This window comes from Komagataeibacter saccharivorans (assembly GCF_003207825.1).
Lineage (GTDB): Bacteria > Pseudomonadota > Alphaproteobacteria > Acetobacterales > Acetobacteraceae > Komagataeibacter > Komagataeibacter saccharivorans.
In genome coordinates this window covers 1-21,900 of sequence record NZ_NKTY01000001.1, presented here as the reverse complement: position 1 = coordinate 21,900, position 21,900 = coordinate 1, and the positions used below count along the sequence as shown (strand labels likewise).

General features: G+C 60.7%; 14 protein-coding genes, 1 tRNA gene and 2 pseudogenes. 13 read left to right on the top strand and 4 right to left on the bottom strand.

Translation table 11 applies throughout. The features are described 5' to 3' along the window. The first annotated feature begins 91 nt into the window (after window positions 1-91). The 9 genes from CFR79_RS00085 (at window position 92) to CFR79_RS00045 (ending at window position 13,246) form a co-directional block, all read left to right on the top strand. On the top strand, window positions 92-1,735 hold the full coding sequence (locus CFR79_RS00085; protein WP_110546349.1) for a ribonuclease J: 1,644 nt from the start codon (window positions 92-94) through the stop codon (window positions 1,733-1,735). Between the two features lie 305 nt (window positions 1,736-2,040). Continuing rightward, window positions 2,041-3,363: a proline--tRNA ligase gene (gene proS, locus CFR79_RS00080; RefSeq protein ID WP_110546347.1), complete on the top strand. Its 1,323-nt coding sequence runs from the start codon at window positions 2,041-2,043 to the stop codon at window positions 3,361-3,363. Continuing rightward, a complete protein-coding gene (locus CFR79_RS00075; protein WP_102323330.1) occupies window positions 3,363-4,607 on the top strand; it encodes a lipoprotein-releasing ABC transporter permease subunit in 1,245 nt (414 codons plus the stop codon). The genes proS and CFR79_RS00075 overlap by 1 nt, the downstream gene beginning before the upstream one ends. Beyond that, the gene (locus tag CFR79_RS00070) at window positions 4,600-5,325 is read left to right on the top strand and encodes an ABC transporter ATP-binding protein (protein ID WP_110546344.1); all 726 of its coding nucleotides are present in this window, start codon (window positions 4,600-4,602) and stop codon (window positions 5,323-5,325) included. The genes CFR79_RS00075 and CFR79_RS00070 overlap by 8 nt, the downstream gene beginning before the upstream one ends. Before the next feature lie 265 nt (window positions 5,326-5,590). After that, a complete protein-coding gene (gene dnaE / locus CFR79_RS00065; RefSeq protein ID WP_102323332.1) occupies window positions 5,591-9,025 on the top strand; it encodes a DNA polymerase III subunit alpha in 3,435 nt (1,144 codons plus the stop codon). Window positions 9,026-9,171: 146 nt separating this feature from the next. Next, window positions 9,172-10,335: a homoserine O-acetyltransferase MetX gene (gene metX / locus CFR79_RS00060; protein WP_102323333.1), complete on the top strand. Its 1,164-nt coding sequence runs from the start codon at window positions 9,172-9,174 to the stop codon at window positions 10,333-10,335. Window positions 10,336-10,337: 2 nt separating this feature from the next. Next, entirely contained in the window at window positions 10,338-10,952 is a 615-nt protein-coding gene (metW, locus tag CFR79_RS00055) for a methionine biosynthesis protein MetW (protein WP_102323334.1), read from the top strand. 26 nt (window positions 10,953-10,978) lie between these two features. Next, window positions 10,979-11,590, top strand: coding sequence for a nitroreductase family protein (locus CFR79_RS00050; RefSeq protein WP_110546341.1), 612 nt, complete (start codon window positions 10,979-10,981; stop codon window positions 11,588-11,590). Between the two features lie 321 nt (window positions 11,591-11,911). Next, window positions 11,912-13,246, top strand: coding sequence for a DEAD/DEAH box helicase (locus CFR79_RS00045; protein ID WP_110546337.1), 1,335 nt, complete (start codon window positions 11,912-11,914; stop codon window positions 13,244-13,246). Window positions 13,247-13,697: 451 nt separating this feature from the next. Here the strand turns inward: CFR79_RS00045 and CFR79_RS00040 are convergent. Both CFR79_RS00040 and CFR79_RS00035 read right to left on the bottom strand, forming a co-directional pair. Continuing rightward, window positions 13,698-13,787, bottom strand: a tRNA-Ser gene (locus CFR79_RS00040). A gap of 370 nt (window positions 13,788-14,157) precedes the next feature. Then, window positions 14,158-15,519: an 8-oxoguanine deaminase gene (locus tag CFR79_RS00035; protein ID WP_110546336.1), complete on the bottom strand. Its 1,362-nt coding sequence runs from the start codon at window positions 15,517-15,519 to the stop codon at window positions 14,158-14,160. A gap of 484 nt (window positions 15,520-16,003) precedes the next feature. On the opposite strand from CFR79_RS00035, the gene CFR79_RS00030 reads away from it, so the two are divergent. The 4 genes and pseudogenes from CFR79_RS00030 (at window position 16,004) to CFR79_RS00015 (ending at window position 21,088) form a co-directional block, all read left to right on the top strand. Continuing rightward, a complete protein-coding gene (locus CFR79_RS00030; RefSeq protein WP_110546333.1) occupies window positions 16,004-16,738 on the top strand; it encodes an aspartyl/asparaginyl beta-hydroxylase domain-containing protein in 735 nt (244 codons plus the stop codon). Between the two features lie 741 nt (window positions 16,739-17,479). Beyond that, window positions 17,480-18,748, top strand: a complete 1,269-nt coding sequence (locus CFR79_RS00025) for an O-antigen ligase family protein (protein WP_181417323.1) — start codon at window positions 17,480-17,482, stop codon at window positions 18,746-18,748. 191 nt (window positions 18,749-18,939) lie between these two features. After that, window positions 18,940-20,319 carry a lipopolysaccharide biosynthesis protein gene (locus tag CFR79_RS00020; protein ID WP_102323340.1) on the top strand — a complete coding sequence of 460 codons (1,380 nt, stop codon included), beginning with the start codon at window positions 18,940-18,942 and terminating at the stop codon, window positions 20,317-20,319. Between the two features lie 89 nt (window positions 20,320-20,408). Continuing rightward, a pseudogene (locus tag CFR79_RS00015) lies at window positions 20,409-21,088 on the top strand (IS5 family transposase). A gap of 159 nt (window positions 21,089-21,247) precedes the next feature. Here CFR79_RS00015 and CFR79_RS00010 read toward each other — a convergent pair. Together CFR79_RS00010 and CFR79_RS00005 are read right to left on the bottom strand one after the other, a co-directional pair. Beyond that, on the bottom strand, window positions 21,248-21,697 hold the full coding sequence (locus tag CFR79_RS00010) for a YaiI/YqxD family protein (protein WP_110546330.1): 450 nt from the start codon (window positions 21,695-21,697) through the stop codon (window positions 21,248-21,250). 117 nt (window positions 21,698-21,814) lie between these two features. Then, a pseudogene (locus CFR79_RS00005) lies at window positions 21,815-21,900 on the bottom strand (IS5/IS1182 family transposase); the annotation flags it as partial.

Genomic DNA, 21,900 nt, shown 5'->3' with positions numbered 1-21,900 from the left:
AACAGGACAACCAATCCGGCACGGAACAGACGTTCCAGGCCCGTTTTCTCGAACCCATCGCAAACCGTATTAACAGAAACAGGATTTCTTGATGAATGAAGTAACAGGCGTTTCATTCCTGCCCTTGGGCGGGACAGGTGAAATTGGCATGAACCTCAACCTGTACCGTCAGGGCGAGGCATGGCTTGCAGTCGATTGTGGTATCGGCTTCAGCGGCAACGATACGCCGGAAGCCGAGATCCTGCTGCCCGATCCGGTTTTCATCGCCGAACGCAAGAAGGCGCTGACCGGCCTTGTGGTCACCCACGCGCATGAAGACCATCTGGGTGCGATCGCCCATCTGTGGCCGCAGCTTGGCTGTCCGGTCTATGTCACCCCGTTTGCCGCCGCCGTGCTGCGCCGCAAGCTGGGTGAGGCCGGACTGCTCCAGCAGGTGCCGATCCATGTCGTGGCGCCGGGCAGCGCGTTTACGGTCGGGCCGTTTGACCTGCGTTTCGTCTCGGTCACCCATTCGGTGCCGGAATCGCAGTCGCTCGTGCTGCGTACGCCGCAGGGCATCATCGTCCATACCGGCGACTGGAAGATTGATCCCGACCCGCAGGTCGGCCCCCCGACCGACCTTGAGACCTTTGCCGCCCTGGGGCGTGAAGGCGTGCTGGCGATGGTGTGTGACAGCACCAATGTCCGCACCGAAGGTCCCTCCGCCTCCGAAGCGGATGTGCGGCGCGAGATGACGCGGCTGATCGCCTCGCTTGAAGGGCGGATTGCCGTTACCTGCTTCGCCAGTAACGTGGCGCGCGTGGAAACACTGGCCAAGGCCGCGCAGGCGGCGGGCCGCCGTGTGGCGGTGGTGGGCCGTAGCCTGCGCAACCTTGAGGTCGCGGCGCGTGAATGTGGCTATCTGTCCGACGTGCCGGCCTTCCTTTCGGAACAGGATGCCAACTCGGTTCCCGATGGCGAAATCCTGCTTATCGTAACGGGCAGCCAGGGAGAGCCGCGTTCGGCCCTGTCGCGCATTGCAGGTGATACGCACCCCAATATCGCGCTGGGCGAGAATGACACCGTCATCTACAGCAGCCGCATGATCCCCGGTAACGAGCAGGCGGTGATTCAGGTGCAGGACAGCCTGACCCGCCGTGGCGTGCATGTGATTACGGACAAGGATCACCTTGTTCACGTATCGGGCCATGCAACGGGTGGCGACGTGCGCATGCTGTATGATCTCGTGCGGCCGCGCTTCCTTATTCCCGTACATGGCGAATGGCGGCACCTGACCGCCAACGCGGCCATTGCGCAGGAACTCGATATCGAGCCGGTCCTGCTGGAAGATGGTGATATCCTCGATATCCGCGCTGATGGCGTTGAAGTCGGGGATACGGCGCCCACCGGGCGTCTGGTGCTTGATGGCGGTCGGATTCTGCCCATGAACGGTGGCGTCCTGTCGGCGCGCCGTCGCATGCTGTTCAATGGCATGGTTCTGGGTAGCTTCGCGGTGGATGATGAAGGCTACCTGATCGGTGACCCGAAGGTGAGCGCGCCGGGCCTGCTGGATGCGGAAGACCCGGAAACCCAGCGGATCACGGAAGAGTTCAGCAATGCGCTGGATGAGATTCCCGATGAACTGCGTGCAAGCGACGCCACCTTCCGCGAGGCGGCGAAAACCGCCCTGCGCCGCGCACTGGGCCGCAAGCTGCAAAAGCGCCCGCTGGTGGATGTGCATCTGCTGCGCGTCTGACCGGCAGGCCAAGGCCGGAAATGATTATGGCAGGAAGCGGTTGATCCGTTTCCTGCCATTTTTTTTGGTACGTTTTCCCTAAACCCGGCGTCGTTTCTGCAACCAGATTTGCCCGCGCACCTTAGCCCCGCACGGGGGCAGCGGCTACACCCCCTCACGCGGATGTTTACGTCCGGGGGATGGCGGGGCATCACGCTTCGGTGTGGTATCGGGCGGACGGCTGCACATGCCCCATTCCACGGGCGTTGCTATTGGTTTAGGGTCCGTCGCGTTATTGGCTCCCATACTTCAAGGTTCATACGGATATGCGTCTGTCCCGCAGTTTTCTGCCGACCCTCAAGGAAAATCCGACCGAGGCCCAGATCACCTCGCACCGGCTCATGCTGCGTGCGGGCCTGATTCGCCAGACGGCGGCAGGCATCTACGCCTGGCTGCCAGCCGGATTGCGGGTACTGCGCAATATCGCGAACATCGTGCGTCATGAACAGGATGCCATCGGCGCGCAGGAAATGCTGATGCCCACCATCCAGTCCGCCGACCTGTGGAAGCGTTCGGGCCGCTACGACGCCTATGGGCCGGAAATGCTGCGCATCCGTGACCGCCATGAACGTGACATGCTGTTTGGGCCGACCAATGAGGAAATGATCACCGACCTGTTCGGTCAGGTGGTCAAGTCCTACAAGGAACTGCCGCAGGTGCTTTACCACATCCAGTGGAAGTTCCGTGACGAGGTGCGTCCCCGCTTTGGCGTGATGCGCGGGCGTGAGTTCTACATGAAGGACGCCTACAGCTTCGATACGGACTACGCTTCGGCTGTCGATACCTATCGCCGCATGATGCTGGCTTACCTGCGCACGTTCCAGCGTCTGGGCGTGCGGGCGATCCCGATGCTGGCCGATACGGGGCCGATCGGGGGCGAACTGAGCCATGAATTCCTGATCCTTGCCCCCACCGGTGAAAGCGGCGTGTTCTTCGACAGCGCACTGGAGGAGCAGGACTGGCTGGCAGAAGATGTCGATATCACCGATCGCCAGTCGCTGGAGAAATTCTTCACGCGCATGACCTCCTTCTACGCCGCGACCGACGAGAAGCATGACGAAGCCGCATGGGCGCAGGTACCTGCCGGGCGCCGCCGCGAGGGCCGTGGTATCGAGGTCGGGCACATCTTCCACTTCGGGCGCAAATACACCGAATCCATGGATATCGCGATCAGCGGGCCGGATGGCGCGCCGCTGTATCCGGAAATGGGATCGTATGGCATTGGCGTCTCGCGTCTGGTTGCTGCGATTATTGAAGCCAGCCACGATGAAAACGGCATCATCTGGCCGGAATCCGTGGCCCCCTTCAAGGCCGCGATCATCAACCTCAAGTCGGGTGACGCCGTGTGTGACGGTATCTGCGAAAAACTGTACGCGGCCGCGCCGGACCTGCTGCTGTATGATGACCGCAGCGAACGCGCGGGCGCGAAGTTTGCCGATGCTGACCTGATGGGGCATCCGTGGCAGCTTATCGTCGGCCCGCGTGGGGCGAAGGAGGGCAAGGTCGAGATCAAGAACCGCCGCACGGGTGAACGCACCGAGGATACGGTTGAAGGTGCGCTGGCCCTTGTCCTGAAAAACCACGGCTGATGTTCGGTCCCTTCGAGCGGATGGTCGCCGGGCGCTACCTGCATGCCCGGCGCGGGGAACGGTTCGTTTCCGTCATTGCGATCTTCTCGCTTGTGGGGATCGCCCTTGGCGTTGCGACGCTCATCATCGTCATGTCGGTCATGAACGGGTTCAAGGCCGACCTGCTGGGCCGCATCCTCGGCCTGAACGGGGATCTGAGCGTATACGGCGTTACGCGCACGATCAGCGATTATGATGATGTCGCAGGTCGCGTGCGTCAGGTGCCGGGTGTGGTTTCGGCAGCGCCGCTGGTGGAATCGCAGGTACTGCTCAATTCGGGCAACTACAATGCGGGCGGTCTGGTGCGTGGCATGACCCGCAATGACCTGATCGCCCTGCACGAAGTCAGTGACAATCTGGTCGCCGGAACGCTGGATGACTTTGGAGATGATGACACCATCATCGTCGGCACCACGCTGGCTGAACGCGCCGGGCTAACCGTAGGCGGCAGGCTTACCCTTGTTTCACCACAGGGTGCGGCAACGGCGTTTGGCACCATGCCACGCGTGCGGGCCTATCGCGTGGTGGCGATTTTCGATGCAGGGGTGAATGATTACAACGCCAGCTACGTATTTCTGCCCCTGCATGCCGCACAGGTCTATTTCCAGCTACCCGGTCAGGTGACGCAGGTGCAGGTCATGACACGCGATGCGGAAAACGTGGCCCCGGTGCGTCAGGGCATTGAAAAGGCCATGGATGGCACCGTGCGCGTCATGGACTGGACGCAGAGCAACAACGCCTTTTTCGGTGCCGTGCAGGTGGAGCAGAATGTCATGTTCCTGATCCTGACGCTGATCATCCTTGTCGCCGCGTTCAACGTGATTTCATCGCTGATCATGATGGTCAAGGACAAGAGCGCCGATATCGCCGTGCTGCGTACGCTGGGGGCGACACGGGGTGCGATCATGCGCATCTTCCTCATGTGCGGGGCGTCGGTCGGGGTGACCGGCACGATAGCGGGCACGGTGCTGGGTATCGTGTTCTGTCTCAACATCGAACATATCCGCCAGCTTCTGCAGCGTATCACCGGCACCGACCTGTTCAATGCGGAGGTCTATTATCTCGAACATCTGCCCGCCAGACTGATCTGGTCGCAGGTGATCGAGGTTATCGTCATGGCGCTGGTCCTGTCGCTTCTGGCGACGCTGTATCCCTCATGGCGGGCGGCGCGGACCGATCCGGTGGAGGCCCTGCGCCATGAATGAGAACCCCAATCCGTCCACACCCGCGCTGCGCATGGACGCGGTTGCCCGCCGTTATATCAGTGGGGAAGAAGTGCTGGACGTGCTGCGTGGCGCGGACCTGACCCTCTATCCCGGTGAGATCGTGGCCCTTGTGGCCCCGTCGGGCACGGGCAAATCGACCCTGCTGCACCTTGCGGGCCTGCTGGAAAAACCCGATGCGGGCTGTATCCTGCTGGCGGGACAGGATGCGGGTGCGCTGCCGGACCGGGACCGTACGGAACTGCGGCGGGACCGGATCGGTTTCGTGTATCAGTTCCATCACCTTCTGGCGGAATTCAGCGCGCGGGAAAACGTCATGCTGCCGCAGATGATCGCAGGCGTTTCGCGCAGGCAGGCACGCGAACGGGCCGAAGAACTGCTGGCGGCCTTCGGGCTGGGGCATCGCCTGGAACATCTGCCCGGCAAGCTTTCGGGGGGGGAGAAGCAGCGCGTGGCCATCGCCCGTGCCCTTGCCAACCGCCCGCAGGTGCTGCTGGCGGATGAACCGACCGGCAATCTGGATGTCCATACATCTGATGCGGTATTCGACGCGCTGCTTGAAACCGTGCGGGCGCATGGCGTGGCCGCCCTGATCGCCACCCATAACATGGACCTTGCACGGCGCATGGACCGCGTTGTTACCCTGCGTGACGGGAAGATCATCCCGCTGGAGGACACGTCGGGCGAGACGGACGCCTAGATTTTTTTTCGGGGATGGCGTGCTTTCCGTTCCTGCGTGAACGCCGCCCCGTCTGATCCGACCAGTCTGCATTATCCCATGCCGGGACCTTCGGGTTCCGGCATTTCTTTTTTCAGGCCCCCACTCACAACCGATGCCGTACTCTGGCCGGGCATGTGCGCGGGGCGCGTCCTGTCTGCCGTTGCCCCTGCAGCACCCGTGCGGGCAGGTCGGCCAGGTCTCGGAGGTAGTGCAAATCGGGTGGCCAGTAGGGTAGAGTGTCGCCATGTCCCATGCCGATTTCATCCACCTGCGTGTCCATTCCGCCTATTCCCTCAGTCAGGGGGCCATCCGCGTGCCCGAACTGGTGGCGCTGGCGCATGACATGAACATGCCCGCCGTCGCCATTACCGATACGGGCAACATGTTCGGCGCGCTGGAGTTTTCGCAGTACTGCGGCAAGAAGGGCGTGCAGCCCATCATCGGCTGCCAGCTTGCCCTGCCATCACGTAGCGACAAGCCGGGCATGCCGGCCGAACCGCTGGCGCTGCTGGCGCGCAATGCGGAAGGGCTGGCCAATCTCCAGTTCCTGTCCTCGGCGGGGTTCCTCCAGAATGAAACGGATGAGGCGACCGTAACCCTCGACCTGCTGTGTGAACGGGCAGGGGGGCTGTTCCTTATGACTGGCGGTAGCCGGGGCCCGCTGTTTCACATGCTGGCGGAAGGGCAGGAACGCGAAGCCGCAACCTTCATGGCCCGCCTGCATGAAGCCTATGGCGCCAACATGGCCGTGGAACTGCACCGGCATGGACAGGCGGCGGAACGCGCGGTGGAGCCGGGCATGATCGCCATGGCTGATCGCATGGGCATACCGCTGGTCGCCACCAATGAATGTTTCTTCCCCCGCCCCGATATGTATGAAGCCCATGACGCGCTGCTGTGTATCGCGCAGGGGCGCACGATGGCGGAGCGTGACCGCTGGCGGGTCACGCCCGAACACTGGTTCAAGCCGCCGGAGGTAATGCGCGAACTGTTCGCCGACCTGCCCGAAGCCTGTGACAATACGCTGGAAATCGCGCGTTGCTGTGCCATTCAGGTGGAAACGCGCAAGCCCCTGCTGCCGGTCTGTCCCAAGGTGGAAGAAGGCCAGACCGAGGAACAGACCCTGCGCCACATGGCCATTAGCGGTCTTGCGAACCGTCTGTCGCGCATGAAAATCGATGACGAGACGCGCCAGAAATATGAAGAACGGCTGGCGTTTGAACTCGACATCATCGCCCAGATGGGTTTCCCCGGCTATTTCATGATCGTTGCCGACTTCATCCAGTGGGCGAAGGCGCATGACATCCCCGTGGGGCCGGGGCGTGGGTCGGGGGCGGGTTCGCTGGCGGCGTGGGCGCTGACCATTACCGATATCGATCCCATCCCGTTCAACCTGCTGTTCGAACGTTTCCTCAATCCCGAACGCGTGTCGATGCCGGATTTCGATATTGATTTCTGTCAGGACCGGCGTGATGAAGTCATCCGCTACGTCCGGCATGAATACGGGCCGGATCGCGTAGCCCAGATCATTACCTTCGGTAAGCTGCAGGCCCGCGCCGCCGTGCGTGACGTGGGGCGTGTGCTGGGCCTGCCGTTTGGCATGGTCAACCGGGTGGCGGAACTGATTCCCAACAATCCTGCCCAGCCAGTCACCCTGAAACAGGCGATAGAAGGCGAGCCGCGCCTGCAGGAAATGCGCGACGAGGATGAAGCCATCCGCCGCCTGCTGGAAATCGGCCAGCAGCTTGAGGGGCTGTTCCGCCATGCCAGTACCCACGCCGCCGGTGTGGTGATCGGGGACCGCGAACTGGTGGAACTGGTGCCGCTGTACCGCGACCCCAAGAGCGACATGCTGGTCACGCAGTACAACATGAAGTTTGTCGAGCAGGCGGGGCTGGTCAAATTTGACTTCCTTGGTCTCACCACGCTGACGATCCTGCAACGCGCGGTGAAATTCCTGCATGGCATGGGGGTTGAGGTCGACCTGTCGGCCCTGCCGCTGGATGACGGGCTGACATATGACATGCTGGCGCGCGGTGACACCGGCGGCGTGTTCCAGTTCGAAGGCGCGGGCATGCGTGACGTGCTCAAGCAGATGCGCCCGACCCGTCTGGAAGACCTGATCGCCGCCGTGGCGCTGTACCGTCCCGGCCCGATGGCGAATATTCCCGATTACTGTCGCCGCAAGCACGGGGAGGCATGGGAACCCCCGCACGAGGAAATACGCGACATCCTGGAAGAGACCTACGGCATCATGGTCTATCAGGAACAGGTCATGCAGATCGCGCAGAAGATGGCGGGCTACAGCCTGGGTGGCGCTGACCTGTTGCGGCGTGCGATGGGCAAGAAGATCCGCGCTGAAATGGACCGTCAGCGTGAAATCTTTACCGAAGGGGCGATGAAGCGCGGCATCGAACGCGAAAAGGCGGCGGAGGTGTTCGACCTCATGGCCAAATTCGCTGATTACGGGTTCAACAAATCCCATGCCGCAGCCTATGCGCTGGTTTCGTACCAGACCGCATGGATGAAAGCGAACCACCCCGTCGCCTTCATCGCTGCGTGTATGTCCCTTGCGCGTGAAAAAACCGACAAGCTGGCGGGACTGCGGCAGGAAGCCGACCGGCTGGGCATTCCGCTGCTACCGCCCGACATCAATGCGTCCGGCGCGGATTTTACGGTGGAAAAAATGCCCGACGGCCAGACCTACGGCATCCGCTACGCGCTGGCGGCGGTGAAGAAAGTCGGACTGAGCGCCATGCAGTCGCTGGTGGCGGTACGTGGCGACAGACCTTTCAAGGATCTTGAGGATCTGGCCGCGCGTCTGGACCCCAGGCAGGTCAACAAGATGCAGCTTGAAAACCTGGCCCGCGCCGGGGCGTTCGACACCATCCTGCCCAACCGCGCGCAGGCCTGTGGTGCGGCGGAAACCGTGATGCGCCGCGCGCAGGCCAACGCGCATGAAGCGGCCAGTGGGCAGATCGGCCTGTTTGGTGGGGGTGGCAGCGGTCCCGCCCAGCGTGAACCGCTGCGCCTGCCGCGTTGTACCGACTGGCCTGAATTCGAACGCCTGAACATGGAAGCCGACGCCATTGGCTTTCACCTGACCGGGCACCCGCTTGATTCCTACGGTCCCCTCATGCGCAGGCTGGGTGCCATCCGGGCCACCGGGCTGGAAGCGGCGGCACAGGCGGGCATTGGCCGGGTCAAGATCGCGGGCTGCGTGGTGGACCGCAAGGAACGCCCCACGCGCACCGGTAACAAGATGGCATGGGTGCGCATGTCAGACGCCAGCGGCGGGTGCGAAGTGACCTTCTTCTCCGAAGTGCTGTCGCGGTCGCGTGAGATCCTGACGGCAGGTAATGCCGTGGTCGTAACCGCCGACCTGAAGCTGGAAGGCGAGGCACTGCGCATTACCGCGTCGGACGTGATGGAGCTGGAACAGGCTGCGGCGGAGGCCGCGGCTGAGCTGCGCATATGGTTTGACCGCGCCGATGCGCTGGAACCGATCCGCGACGTGCTGCATGGCAATGGCGGTGGCCGGGGGCGGGTGATCCTGCTGCCATCGGTTGCGGAAACGCGAGACGTTGAACTGACCCTGGCCGAGCGGTATCGCGTAACGCCGCGCGTGGCGCAGATGATCAAGGCGATAGAAGGGGTTGGCAGGGTGGAGCAGTTCTGAACCCGTAAAACCCGTGATATGGTCATGAACCTTGCAACCGCCGGGTTGTAATGTCATACGCTGTGAAGCATGTATCCCCCGCATGCGCGGGCGAGCGCGTGCCTGCCGCCTTTTATCGTCCCTGTCGACGCAATGCCGGATACAGAATGGACCAGACCGTCCCAGCCCCCAGCCTGTCGCACCAGCATGTCACCTTTCCGGACGGATTACGTCTGGATTGCGGTTTCCACCTTGCACCGGTGGACGTGGCCTATCGCACCTATGGCACGCTGTCGCCCGCGCGTGACAACGCCATCCTTGTCTGCCATGCGCTGACGGGCGACCAGTATGTAGCCGATCCGCACCCGCTGACCGGCAAGCCCGGCTGGTGGAGCCGCATGGTCGGACCCGGCCTGCCGATTGATACGGACCGTTTTTTTGTCATCTGCATCAATGTGCTGGGCGGCTGCATGGGGACGACCGGCCCGCGTAGCCTGCGTAGGGGCGAAGATGGCAGGCAGGAGCCGTGGGGCACCGAATTTCCCGCCATTACCATCCGCGACATGGTGCGCGCGCAGAAACTGCTGATCGACCATATGGGCATAAGCCGCCTGCTGGCCGTGGTGGGGGGGTCCATGGGCGGGATGCAGGTGCTGGAATGGGCCGCAACCTACCCCGACCATGTGTTCGCCGCGATGCCGATTGCGACATCGCCGTTTCATTCCGCGCAGAACATCGCGTTTAACGAAGTCAGCCGACAGGCCATTTTCGCTGATCCGCAATGGCATGGCGGGCGGTACTGGGAATGTAACGAGATCCCGGCGCGGGGGCTGGCGGTTGCGCGGATGATGGCGCACATCACCTACCTGTCGGAAGCCGCGCTGACCCGCAAATTCGGTCGCCGCGTGCGCCATGAACCGGGACGGGGCGGGGTGCCCGGTTCCCTGTTCGGGGAGATGTTCGAGGTGGAAAGCTATCTGCGCCATCAGGGATCATCCTTCGTGCGGCGCTTTGATGCCAATTCCTATCTGACCATTACGCGGGCCATGGACTATTTCGATCTGGGTGCCGAGCATGATGGCGATATGTCGCACCCGTTCGCGGGCACGCGTACGCGCTTCTGCATCATTTCCTTTTCCTCGGACTGGCTGTTCCCCACATCGCAGGCGCGACTGCTGGCGCGGGCGCTCAACCGGGTTGCCGCCAACGTATCCTTTGTCGAAATCGATAGTGACAAGGGTCATGATGCCTTCCTGCTGGATGAACCGGATTTTGACCGGACCATACGCGGCTTTCTGGCCGGTACCGCCGAACATGCCGGGATTGCCTGACCATGCGCCTTGACCAGCGGCTGATCGCCGGAATGATCCGGCCCGGAACACGGGTGCTTGATGTGGGCAGTGGCGATGGTGCGCTGCTGGACCATCTGTTCCGCAATAGCGGGTGCGATGCGCGTGGCATCGAGATCGACATGAAGGAAGTGACCCGTTCGGTCGCGCACGGACTGCCGGTCATGCATGGCGACGCCGACCATGACCTTGCGCATTATCCTGACAACGCCTTCGATTACGTCGTGCTGCAACGCACATTGCAGGCCGTGGAACGTCCGCGCGAAGTGTTGCGCCAGATGCTACGTATCGGTCGCCATGCCATCGTATCCTTTCCCAATTTCGGGCACTGGCGGCTGCGCGTGCAGATGCTGACCCGTGGGCGCATGCCCATGACCAGCGTGTGGAGCACGCCATGGTATGACACCCCCAATATCCACCCATGCACGATCCTCGACTTTTTGACGCTGTGCGAAGATGAAGGTTATGTTGTCCAGCAATGGATGGCGGTTGATGAGGATGGCGAACGCGCCCCATGGCGGCGTTCGATCCGGCTGGCCAACCTGTTTGGTGAACAGGCGCTGTTTCTGCTGCGGCGCAAGGACACCCCACGCACATAAAAGCGGCACAAGGGGAAGACGCGATAATGGATACACTTGAGGCAATCCGCACCCGCCGGGCCATACGGACCTACGATCCCGATCACACGATCAGCGATGCCGAACTGCGGACCATGCTTTCGGCGGCACGGATGGCGCCTTCGGCCTTCAACATCCAGCATTGCCGCTTCGTGGTGGTCCGGGACCCCGCCCTGCGCCGTGAACTGCGCGCGGTCGCGTGGGATCAGGCGCATGTAACCGACGCATCGGTGCTGATTGTCGTGTGCGCGGACCGTGATGCATGGAAGAAAAATCCGGCCCGCTACTTCAATGGCGCGCCGCAAGACGTGCAGCAGATGATGGTGGAGAAGATCCAAGCCTATTACGAAGGCCGCGAATGGGTCCAGCAGGACGAGACCATGCGCAGCAGCGGTCTGGCCGCGCAGACCCTGATGCTGGCGGCAGCCGACATGGGTTATCAGTCCTGTCCCATGGATGGTTTTGATTACGAAGCGGTGGGCAGGCTGATCAACCTGCCGCCCAACCATGTGGTGGCGATGTTCGTGGTGATTGGCAAGGGCCTGGTCCCGGCCCTGCCGCGGGTTGGTAAACTGCCCGATAGCGAAGTCATCCTGACCGACCGTTTCCCTTCCGCCTGAATATCCTGTAAACATATGGCAGGGCATGCGGGCGTGAAAAAGCTTGCGCCCGCATCCACAACGCGATACAGCATCGCGCTTGGGAACGGACCGCGCCTGTTCCTCGTGCTGGTTTGATTGCGCGTGTCCTTGACGCGGGGGACACGCAGAAACGCAGACTGGACCGGCCTTTATTCCTCACATGATATCCCTGCGACGCCAGAATACGCGCCCCTGTGCCACCAAGGGACAGGGACGGGCATATCTGTCGGTTCGCCATCCGGGTCCGCCGCCAGCCTTACGGCCTGCGGCCCCGATTTTTTGCGCCAGGAGGCGCCATTCATGACAACGTTTGCCGATCTTCATCTTGCAGAGCCGCTGTTGCGGGCACTGGACGAGGAAGGCTACGCCACCCCGACCCCCATTCAGGCCGGCGCCATCCCCTACCTGCTGGAAGGGCGCGACCTGCTTGGTCTGGCGCAGACCGGCACGGGCAAGACCGCAGCTTTCGCGCTGCCCATCCTTGACCGCCTGTTCCGTGAAAAGGGCCGTGCACACCCCAAGGGCGCCCGTGCGCTGGTGCTGGCGCCCACGCGTGAACTGGCTTCCCAGATCGGGGAAAGCTTTGCATCCTATGCCCGCCACATGCGCTTCAGCTACGCTGTCGTGTTTGGTGGCGTGGGGCAGGGGCGTCAGATCGAAGCCCTGCGCCGTGGCGTGGACGTGCTGGTTGCAGCCCCCGGTCGCCTGCTGGACCTGATGGGTCAGGGGCATGTGGACCTGTCCGGTCTTGAAGTGCTGGTGCTGGATGAAGCCGACCGCATGCTGGACATGGGTTTCGTCCGCGACATCCGCAAGATCGTCGCGGCCCTGCCGACCGACCGCCAGACGCTGCTGTTCTCGGCCACGATGCCCAAGAGCATTTCCGACCTGGCCCATGGTCTGCTGCGTGACCCGGCCACCGTGCAGGTGACGCCGCCGTCCAGCACGGTGGACCGTATCCGTCAGGCCGTGATGTTCGTCGATACGGGCAACAAGCGCGAGGCGCTGAAGCTGCTGGTGGACTCGCCCAAGGTCGAGCGCGCCGTGGTGTTCACGCTCATGAAGCATGAAGCCAACAAGGTCGCAGCCTTCCTGAGCGATCATGGCATCACCGCCGAAGCCATCCATGGCAACAAGTCGCAGGGTGCGCGTGAACGCGCCATGTCGGGCTTCCGTTCCGGTAACGTCAAGGTGCTGGTGGCGACCGACATTGCGGCCCGTGGCATCGACGTGGATGACGTGACCCACGTGTTCAACTATGACCTGCCGAATGTGCCGGAAAGCTACGTGCACCGCATCGGTCGTACGGCGCGCGCCGGGCGTGAAGGCTGGGCCGTGTCACTGTGCGATGCGGAACAGCGTGCATGGCTGCGGGATATTGAAAAGAATATCGGCAAGGCCATCCCGGTTGTGTCCGAACATCCCTACCATTCGGAAGCGGCCGAGAACTCGACCATGCGTCCGCCCGTGCTGGGTGGTGGCGGCGGTCGTGGCCGTGGCGGCGGACGCCCCGGTGGTGGACGCCCCGGCGGCGGTCGTCCTGCTGGTGGCGGTGGTCGTCCCCCCGCAGGTGGCCGTGGGGGCCGCCCCGGTGGCGGTCAGCGTTCAGGTGGTGCAGGCCGCCGCGCGGTCTGACCCTGCCGCTTTCGGCCCGTCTCGGCGGGCGTAAGCGCGCAAAGCCTTTCATAAGGAAAGCACCCGACCATGCCGGTCGGGTGCTTTTTTTATTTATGAACGGGCATATTGCCTTATGCCTCATTTCTTCTGTTTCTGAATGATTGTAACTGTCGTTTGAGGAGGAATTACTTTAAAAAAGTATAAATGCAAAAACTATTATTTGGATAAGATATTATTTGAAAAGAAATATTTTATAAAAACAGGCGCACTTTTTAAGTGTCGCCTTTTGGCGAAAAGGCAACGTTTCCCGAAGCGTTTTGAAAAAAGCTACGCCAAAAAACTTCTTTATGATTTCTGGATGTTTGCCGGACAGACTGTTTCAAACAGTCTTTAAGAAAATCAAACTGCACGCCGTAAGATGCAGTTGGACCATAACGGACCAACGCCTAACGGGTAAGTTGAAATGAGATGGCGGAGAGGGTGGGATTCGAACCCACGGTACGCTCACACGCACGGCGGTTTTCAAGACCGCTGCCTTCAACCGCTCGGCCACCTCTCCATAGGAACTGTTTAGCTACGTCTGTCGCGCTCGTCCAGATACTACCCTGACAAAACTGTCGCGTTCATGCGCATGGATAATGATCTTTTCTGGCCTGCGCCCGGAAGGATGCTAAATGCATCCCTCCGGGCTGTCACGGCCTGGCCGGTCGGTGGCCTTCTTCAGTTATCGAGGGTGGGGCAGCACCGTTATGGTCGATAAGACTGATTATATTCCTTCATTCTTGGGACAGGCACAGGCCGCCATCCCTTAACATTCCGCGTAAGTTCTCATCCCGCACGATCCCGTCGCCTGAAGGCTATGTAATCGTATCAGGCAGGCACTTCCGGTGTTACGCGACCTGTCATGATCTGGATGGTGCGAATGTCGGTCAGATTTGGTCAGACAGGCGCTGGATGCGGCGGGCTTCGCGTGTATGGGCGCGCAGGATGTCGTTGAGGCTGGACATGAGTGGCACGCCGTCCTCAACCAGTATCCGACCGTTGACAATGGTGGTGCCAGCTACGGCGGGCGCACAGCGCAACCATGCTTCGACAGGGTCCGTCAGGGCGCCGGCAAGGGCGATGTCCGACATTTTCCAGATCACCAGATCGGCGCAGGCACCGGGGCGCAGGTGGCCGAGTTCGTCTTCCCGGCCAAGGCAGGCAGCCCCGCCCCGTGTCGCCATGTCGAGCGCATCGCGCGCGGACATGGAGTGCGGACCATGACGAAAACGCCCAAGCAGAAGCGCCATGCGGGTTTCAAGCCACATGGACGCATGATCGGTCGATGCCGAGCCGTCACAGCCAAGCCCCACCCGCATGCCGCGTCGGCGCAGGTCCATCGCATCGGCGGAACCGCCGCCGATCATCATGTTTGAACACGGACACTGGGCCGTACAGACACCCGCATGGGCCAGCCGGTCTATTTCCGCGCTGGAGGGATAGATGTAATGCGCGACCCATGACCGGGGAGAGGCCCAGCCGACGCGCTCGAAATATTCCGTGGGGGTGCAGCCATATATTTCCGCGCAATACGCATCTTCGTCGGGGTCTTCGGCAAGATGGGTATGCAGGCGGAGGTCGTGCTTGTCCGCAAGCATGGCGGACTCCCGCATGATCCGTTCGGAAACGCTGAACAGCGAACATGGCGCCAGAGCGACGCGATCCATAGCACCCGGCGACGCATCATGGAATTTGGCCACAAGACGTTCGCTATCCGCCAGAATGGTATCTTCGTCCTGCACTACCGATGCGGGGGGAAGGCCGCCATCCTCGATAGAGCGGGTCATGGAACCCCGCGTTGCATGGAAACGGAAGCCGATCTCGCGCGCCGCCCGGAACTGCGCGTCGATCAGGAATGGCTTGGGGTGGACATACATATGGTCCATCGAGGTCGTGCAGCCACCCATCAGCAGTTCGACCATGGCAATGAAAGTGGAAAGATAGACGGATTCTTCATCCAGTCCTGCCCACAGGGGATAGAGACCCTGCAACCATTCAAACAGGGTTCCGTTCGTAACGGGCGCGTAGGACCGGGTCAGGTTCTGGTACATGTGGTGATGGGCGTTTATCAGGCCGGGTGTCACAAGCTGGCCATGGGCCGATATGGTCCTGTGTGCCTGTGGCGCGGCTTGCGCATCCTGTCCATGGGAATGGATGCGTCCGTCCTTTATGGCGATCCAGCCGCCTGCAATTTCATGGCCACGGTCAACATAGATATAGGCGTCAGTTATCAGGAGATCGACAGTCATGTCGGGCCCTTCGGTATACCGGTTGCGGGACAGAAACTGTCCCGTCGCGATGAAGCCCTGTACCGGAGGTGCGAGGTCCGGATCGTCATCGTAAAAGGTATCGAACGGGCGCTACTGAACAGAAATCTAGCATGGCCGGTGCCCCAAGGGCAACGGACGGGATGGGAAGGTCATGAACTGTCCCATTGGTAATGCTCTATTCAGCATCTGGTATTCCACAGAACACGGCGGACCATCGCAGCGTGATGGAAAGACGGTGGATGCTATCAGGTCATGTTGGGAGAAAAATTTCCGTTTTTCCGGAAGTTGATCCAATAAATTATGAAAATAAGTATCAATAAATACCAGAAATCCGGATTATTTTCCTATGTTACTGGTGTGATATGCTGTCGGCGCAGGTGTACATGCCGAACTGCAGGCATGTTCATGCGCTATCTCATGAAATAATATGGCCTGATCCTGCCTGTGTTCTGAGAAAGTAAAAATGTCGACAAGGAAATCGATCTATCATTTGACCAAAGGCATCCGGGACCGGCTTGATGCTTTCATCATGCGGTTTTCCCTGCTTCCCGATCTGGCGGTCTTTGACCCGCACATCATGTTCTGGGTCAAGGAACTGGAACAGAACTGGGAAAGGATACGCGATGAGGCCATCCGGCTTGGGGGGGAGGAGATCCCCTCCCTTGGGGACATATCACCCGACCATGGCCGCATCGCAGCCGACCGACGCTGGCGGTCCTTCTTTCTCGAGGGGTATGGCTACCAGCGACAGGAAAACCGTGCGCGCGTTCCTGTCACCAGCGCCCTGATCGACCGGATTCCCAATCTGTGCACGGCGACGTTTTCCGTGCTGGAACCGGGCTGTCATATCCCCCGGCACAGGGGCATGACGAAGGCCATGCTGACCTACCATCTGGCCCTGCATGTTCCGCGTGACCGGGAAAAATGCTGGATACAGATTGAAGATCACGGACAGATGCACGTCCATCCATGGAGCGCGGGCAAGTCGATCCTGTTTGACGATACCTATAACCATGAAGTCTGGAACAATACGGACGATACCCGCTATGTCCTGCTGATTCAGGTCAGGCGTCCATGCAGATGGCCTGCCCGTGTCCTGATGGATATCTTCTTCACGGCAGTCAGATATTCGCGTTTCGTGCAGGATGTGCGTCGTAATCTCGATGATCGCGCGGTGCAATTGCCCCAGACTGCCTGACCCCTGCGTTTTCTCCAGCCTGAAGCTGCGCGGTGTCAGTGATCCGTATGCGGCCCCCGGCTCCAGTGCTGGTCGGGGTTTCTGTAAGGATCCTGATTTTCATGCCAGTAGACAGGGCGGTTATGCGATGGGTGGTGACAGCCTGTGGCACAAAGGCTTAGGGCAAGGATGGTGAGGAACTGTAAGGTATGGCGCATGGCAGCCTCCTGCGGGTGAAGGCTCAACGTGGATCATGCGTAGCGGTTTACGGGTGCTGCTCCCGGTTTCTGTCCTGCTGCCCTTTTTCGATGCAGGCCCGCTATAACGTCCCGCAACGGGCGAGGGTAGCACGCGGGTCTTTTCATATGTTTCAGGGTATCCGAAGCCCTTCAGGGACGGATAATGGGGTGGTTCAGCGTTGAGATGACGGGCGACAGGAAACGCCCGTAAGATGTATGTGCTATCGACGGCAAGGGTGTGACGCAGGAAGAAAAGTACGGGCAATCACCCTGTTGCCGCGATTATATGGCTCCCGTTCATCCAGATTTTTTACACATTCCATCCTGGTTCGTTCCGCCCACAAGGCCTCATGACGGCCTGAGTTATGGGAGGCCCCGCCGATGAATGAACGGGACGATAAACATACACGAGGCCGCGTAGGGGCGGTGACAGCTATCGGGCCTCTTCCTGGACATTACACTTTTCATGGGGACGGGCTGCGTATCATATGCGGTGCATGATGGCATGTGGGACACAGGATTGATGCAGCGGGTGGAGCACTGGATGCGGCGGGGTGTAACCGGCCTTGTCATTCCCATGCCGCTGTTGCTTCTGTACGCGCTGGCTCCGGCGGAAGTCGTCATGACGGTGGTGGCCGTGCTGTTTGTCGTGCATTGCCTGCTATGTCGGGACTGGGGCTGGTTACGGCAGGCATGGGTAGTGGTGGCGGCACTGCTGTGCGGTGACGTTGTTGTTGCATCCGGCGTAATGGGGGGCATTCATGCGGGTGTGCAGGCCCTGTGTTTCGTGCGCTATTTCCTGTTCGTTGCGGCCCTGCAGGTATGGATATTGCCCGATGCCCGTACGCGGCGGATGCTGGGGCAGGCTTATGCTGCAGTGGCCGTGTGGCTGGTGGCCGGGTGCTGGCAGCAGTATCTGTGTGGGCGTAACTTCATGGGGTATGGCCGGTGGGCTGATGGCGCGCTGCTTGGTCCATTATGGGCACCACGCGCGGGGCATGCGCTGGTCATGACAGCACTTCCCACCCTGTTCCCGCTGGCCATGACGTTATCCATGCGAGAAGGCAGGCGGGGGCGCACCATGGCGGCGGCCATATTGATGGGCCTGATGCTGACCATGGTGCTGGTGGCCCAGCGCATGCCGCTGCTGCACTTTTTGATGGCGATGGGAATAGTGGGCGTTCTGATCCCGCGTCTGCGGGGCGGGATGCTGGTGGCTGCCGGATTGGGGGCGGTGGGCGTTGTGCTGTCACCCCTGCTGGCGCCGCAGGCGTATCAGAAGCTGGTCGTGAATTTCATCGCACATCTGCACGGTTTTGCCGACAGTCCTTACGGAATGCTGTTTATCCGCGCGGGTGTCATGATCTGGCGTCATCCATGGCTGGGGCTGGGATTTGACGGATTTCGCCATGCCTGTCCCGATCCGGCCTATTTCCACGGCTTGCCATGGCTTGGCGTGGCGGAAGGTACCCATGGCGGGGCGGCGGGCTGTAATCTGCACCCCCATAACTACTATCTGCTGATCGGGACCATGGGCGGGCTGCCTGCCATCGGTCTGTATGTGGCGCTGGTGCTATGCTGGTTGCGGGTGGCCTGCACGGACCTGTCTCCCGCACGCGATCCGGGCCGGATGATGCTGGCCATTACCTGTTTTCTGGTTTTCTGGCCTATTCAGTCATCCAGCTCGTTCCTGACCCAGCCCACGGCGGGGTGGCTGTTCATGGCGGTTGGCTGGGCGCTGGCGGCATCGCCGGTTACGAATCGTTTGCAACGCGTGGGGGCAGGGGGCTAGCGGCAACCGGCCCGGCGCATTAAAGTATGAAGCCATGGGCATTGATGCCAGATATCGCGGACGACAGCCTGCTGGCCATAACCCGCGCCTGAGTTCAGCCAGGGGGGCTTGCGCTATCGTTTTCGCCGGTGGTCTAGAGGGAACGTGTCCGGGTTTTTGCCGTGCGCGGGCTTTGGTACGTGTGAGCGCCCATGTCCAGTGAGGAACGGGATGCGCTCAGGCGTATTTTTGGCAATACCGGTTTCCTGATCGCCGGGCGGGCGACGAATGCGGTGTGCAGCTTTGTCTACGTCGCGTGGGCCGTGCGCGCACTCGGATTGCAGCAGTTCGGTGTGCTGATGCTGGTGACGACATTCGGCGCCGCCGTATCCGCCGCAACGCATCTGCAGTCATGGCAGCCATTGCTGCATTTCGGGACTGATCCCTTTACCCGTGGCAGGCGGGCGCAGTTCGCCCGCGTGCTGGCATTCTGTATGCGGGCCGATTATATCAGCGGGAGTGTGGGCTGGCTTGTTGGCTCGCTGGGGGTGGTGCTTTTCGGCACTTATATGGGCTGGCCTGCCGCCGATCAGACGGCGGCGCTGATCTATATGGTGACGATTTCCTATACCAATACAAGCTGGTCGGCGGGTGTGTTCCGGCTGTGCAATTCCTTCTGGCTGACAACGCTGACCGATCTGTCGGGCGTGCTGGTTCGCACGGTGGGGTCAGGTCTTGGCTTCATGTGGCATATGGGTCTGGATTACTACCTGCTGGTGTGGAGCGGGACGCAGCTTGTCATGTTCATGAGTAGCACCACGCTGGGCTGGCTGCAGATAAGGCGGGCAGGGGGGCTGGCAGGTTTCAGCCTGTTCAGTCGCCTCAAGTCCGGCGATGCGCCGGGTATCTGGCGCTTCACGCTTTCCACCAGTTGCAATCATGTGCTGGGATCGGTTTTCAACCAGTTCGGCACGCTGCTGGTGGGGGGGCTGCTGGGGCCGGCTGATGCCGCCGTCTATCGCGTGTCCCGCCAGATTGGTGAAGGGATCGCCAAGCCTGCGCAGCTTATGATGCCGGCACTCTACCCCGAATTCATCCGCCTGCGCGAAAAGCAGGACTGGTACGGCATCAAACGTGTCACGACCAAGCTGTTCCTTATGATCGGCGGATTTTCCATCCTGCTCATGGGCGTGGCGATGGCGATCGGCAATATCCTGCTGACATGGATGCTGCATGTTCACTGGCAGGGGGGGCGGCACCTGATCATGCTGATGCTGGGCAGCGCGATACTGGGTCTTGGCGTCGTGCCGCTTGAGCCGCTGCTGACCGTTATCGGACAGGTCTCGCAGGTGCTGAAGGGGCGTATCATCGTAACGCTGACCTACCTGCCACTGGTCTATGGCATGACAACGCTGTGGCATCTGGAGGGGGCTGCTGCGGCCGCCGATGTTGCGGCACTGATCATGCTGTGCATCTGCCTGCGCCCTGTTGTGATGTGGTTCCGCCGCGTCGCCCCCGGTCGCAGGCCGGTTGAAGATATATCCCCCGTCGTAGCTACGGTTCCGTCGGGTGCGAAGGAAAGAACGGGTTAGGGCGTGTCGTCAGTTAAGCGGGAGGATTATGCCGCTTGTACTCCTGCCTGATCTGTGATGTTTTCTCCCTGTTTTCGGGGAGAGTGTGAATGCGACGGTATGGTCTGAGCGACGGTCAGTGGGAGCGGATAAAGGACCTTCTCCCGGGTCGCAAAGGTCATGTCGGTGGGACGGCTGCGGATAACCGTCTGTTTATCGAAGCCGTGCTGTATCGTTATCGCGCAGGCATTCCCTGGCGTGACCTGCCTGTTCGCTTTGGGGACTGGAAGAACGTGCACCGGCGGCTGCGTCGCTGGTGTGAAAGCGGTGTGATCGAACGGATTTTCCGGCATCTGGCTGCTGACCATGACAACGAATACATGATGATCGACAGCGCGATTGTCCACGCTCACCAGCATAGTGCGGGCGCCTGTAAAAAAGGGGGGTGGATCAGGCCATCGGCCGATCCCGTGGCGGACTGAATACCAAAATCCATGCCATTGTCGATGCCGCGGGAAAGGCTGTGGCTCTTTCCCTGACACCCGGGCAAAGGGCGGACATCACTGAAGCAGAGCCTCTCCTGGATGAAGTCGATCCCGAGGCCTTCATCGCCCACAAGGCTTATGACGCCGATCCCCTCAAGGAAAAACCGTTTTTCAATTTATAAAAAACGAAACATCATTGAACGGTTCTTCGCCAAACTGAAGCAGTTCAGAGGCATACCGACACGCTGAAGTCAACTTTCCTCGCAGCCGTGCAATTCGGCTCCGCCATTATTGGAATTAACTGACGACACGCCCGTTGCCTGTCTGTTCAGTGAACATCAAGCAGACAGGCGGTAGTCGCCTCATTTTAGGCACTCAACGGATTATCCTGCCAACCCGAAACCGGATATTCCCGCTTCAAATTTCAAACGAACTGCAACGCATCAACCGCTATTCCGGCCACGTCACGGCTTGCGTGCCCTTACAACCAACGTATCGAGTTCCGAGAGGAAGCGAGATCGATCAGCTTTCCCAAACGCAGTCCCGGTCGAGGTCATAACGCCCGCCGAGCGCAGATCTGTCATCAGATTGCGCATCGCCAACGCCATGCCAATCGCATCACGGTCCAGACGGCGCCCCTTCGGTTCGAGAACGTACGAGCCTTTTTCAACGCAGCGCGCCGCCAGTGGAATATCCGCCGTAATGACGATGTCCCTGTTCAAGGTGCGCTCGGCAATCCAGTCATCTGCGACGTCAGGTCCTGAATCTACCACTACGCGCTCGATTAACGGCGATTCCGGCACCGCAATCATCCGGTTGGAGACAACGAAAACATGCAAGCCATAGCGCCCAGCCACACGATACACTTCGTCTTTCACGGGGCAGGCATCAGAATCGATGAAAATACGGACCATGCCCCAATCTGCCGCAGCATTGCATGAACCGCAAACCTCGGGTCACTCGACCACGGACGCAGATGACAGGTTTCGCCTTATCTCAGTCATCCGGTCAGCAAGACCTACGGCGTGTCGTCAGTTAAGCAGGATGATGATTGAGGCGAACTGCACGGCTGCGAGGAAGGTCGATTTCAGTTTATCGTAGCGGGTTGCGATAGCGC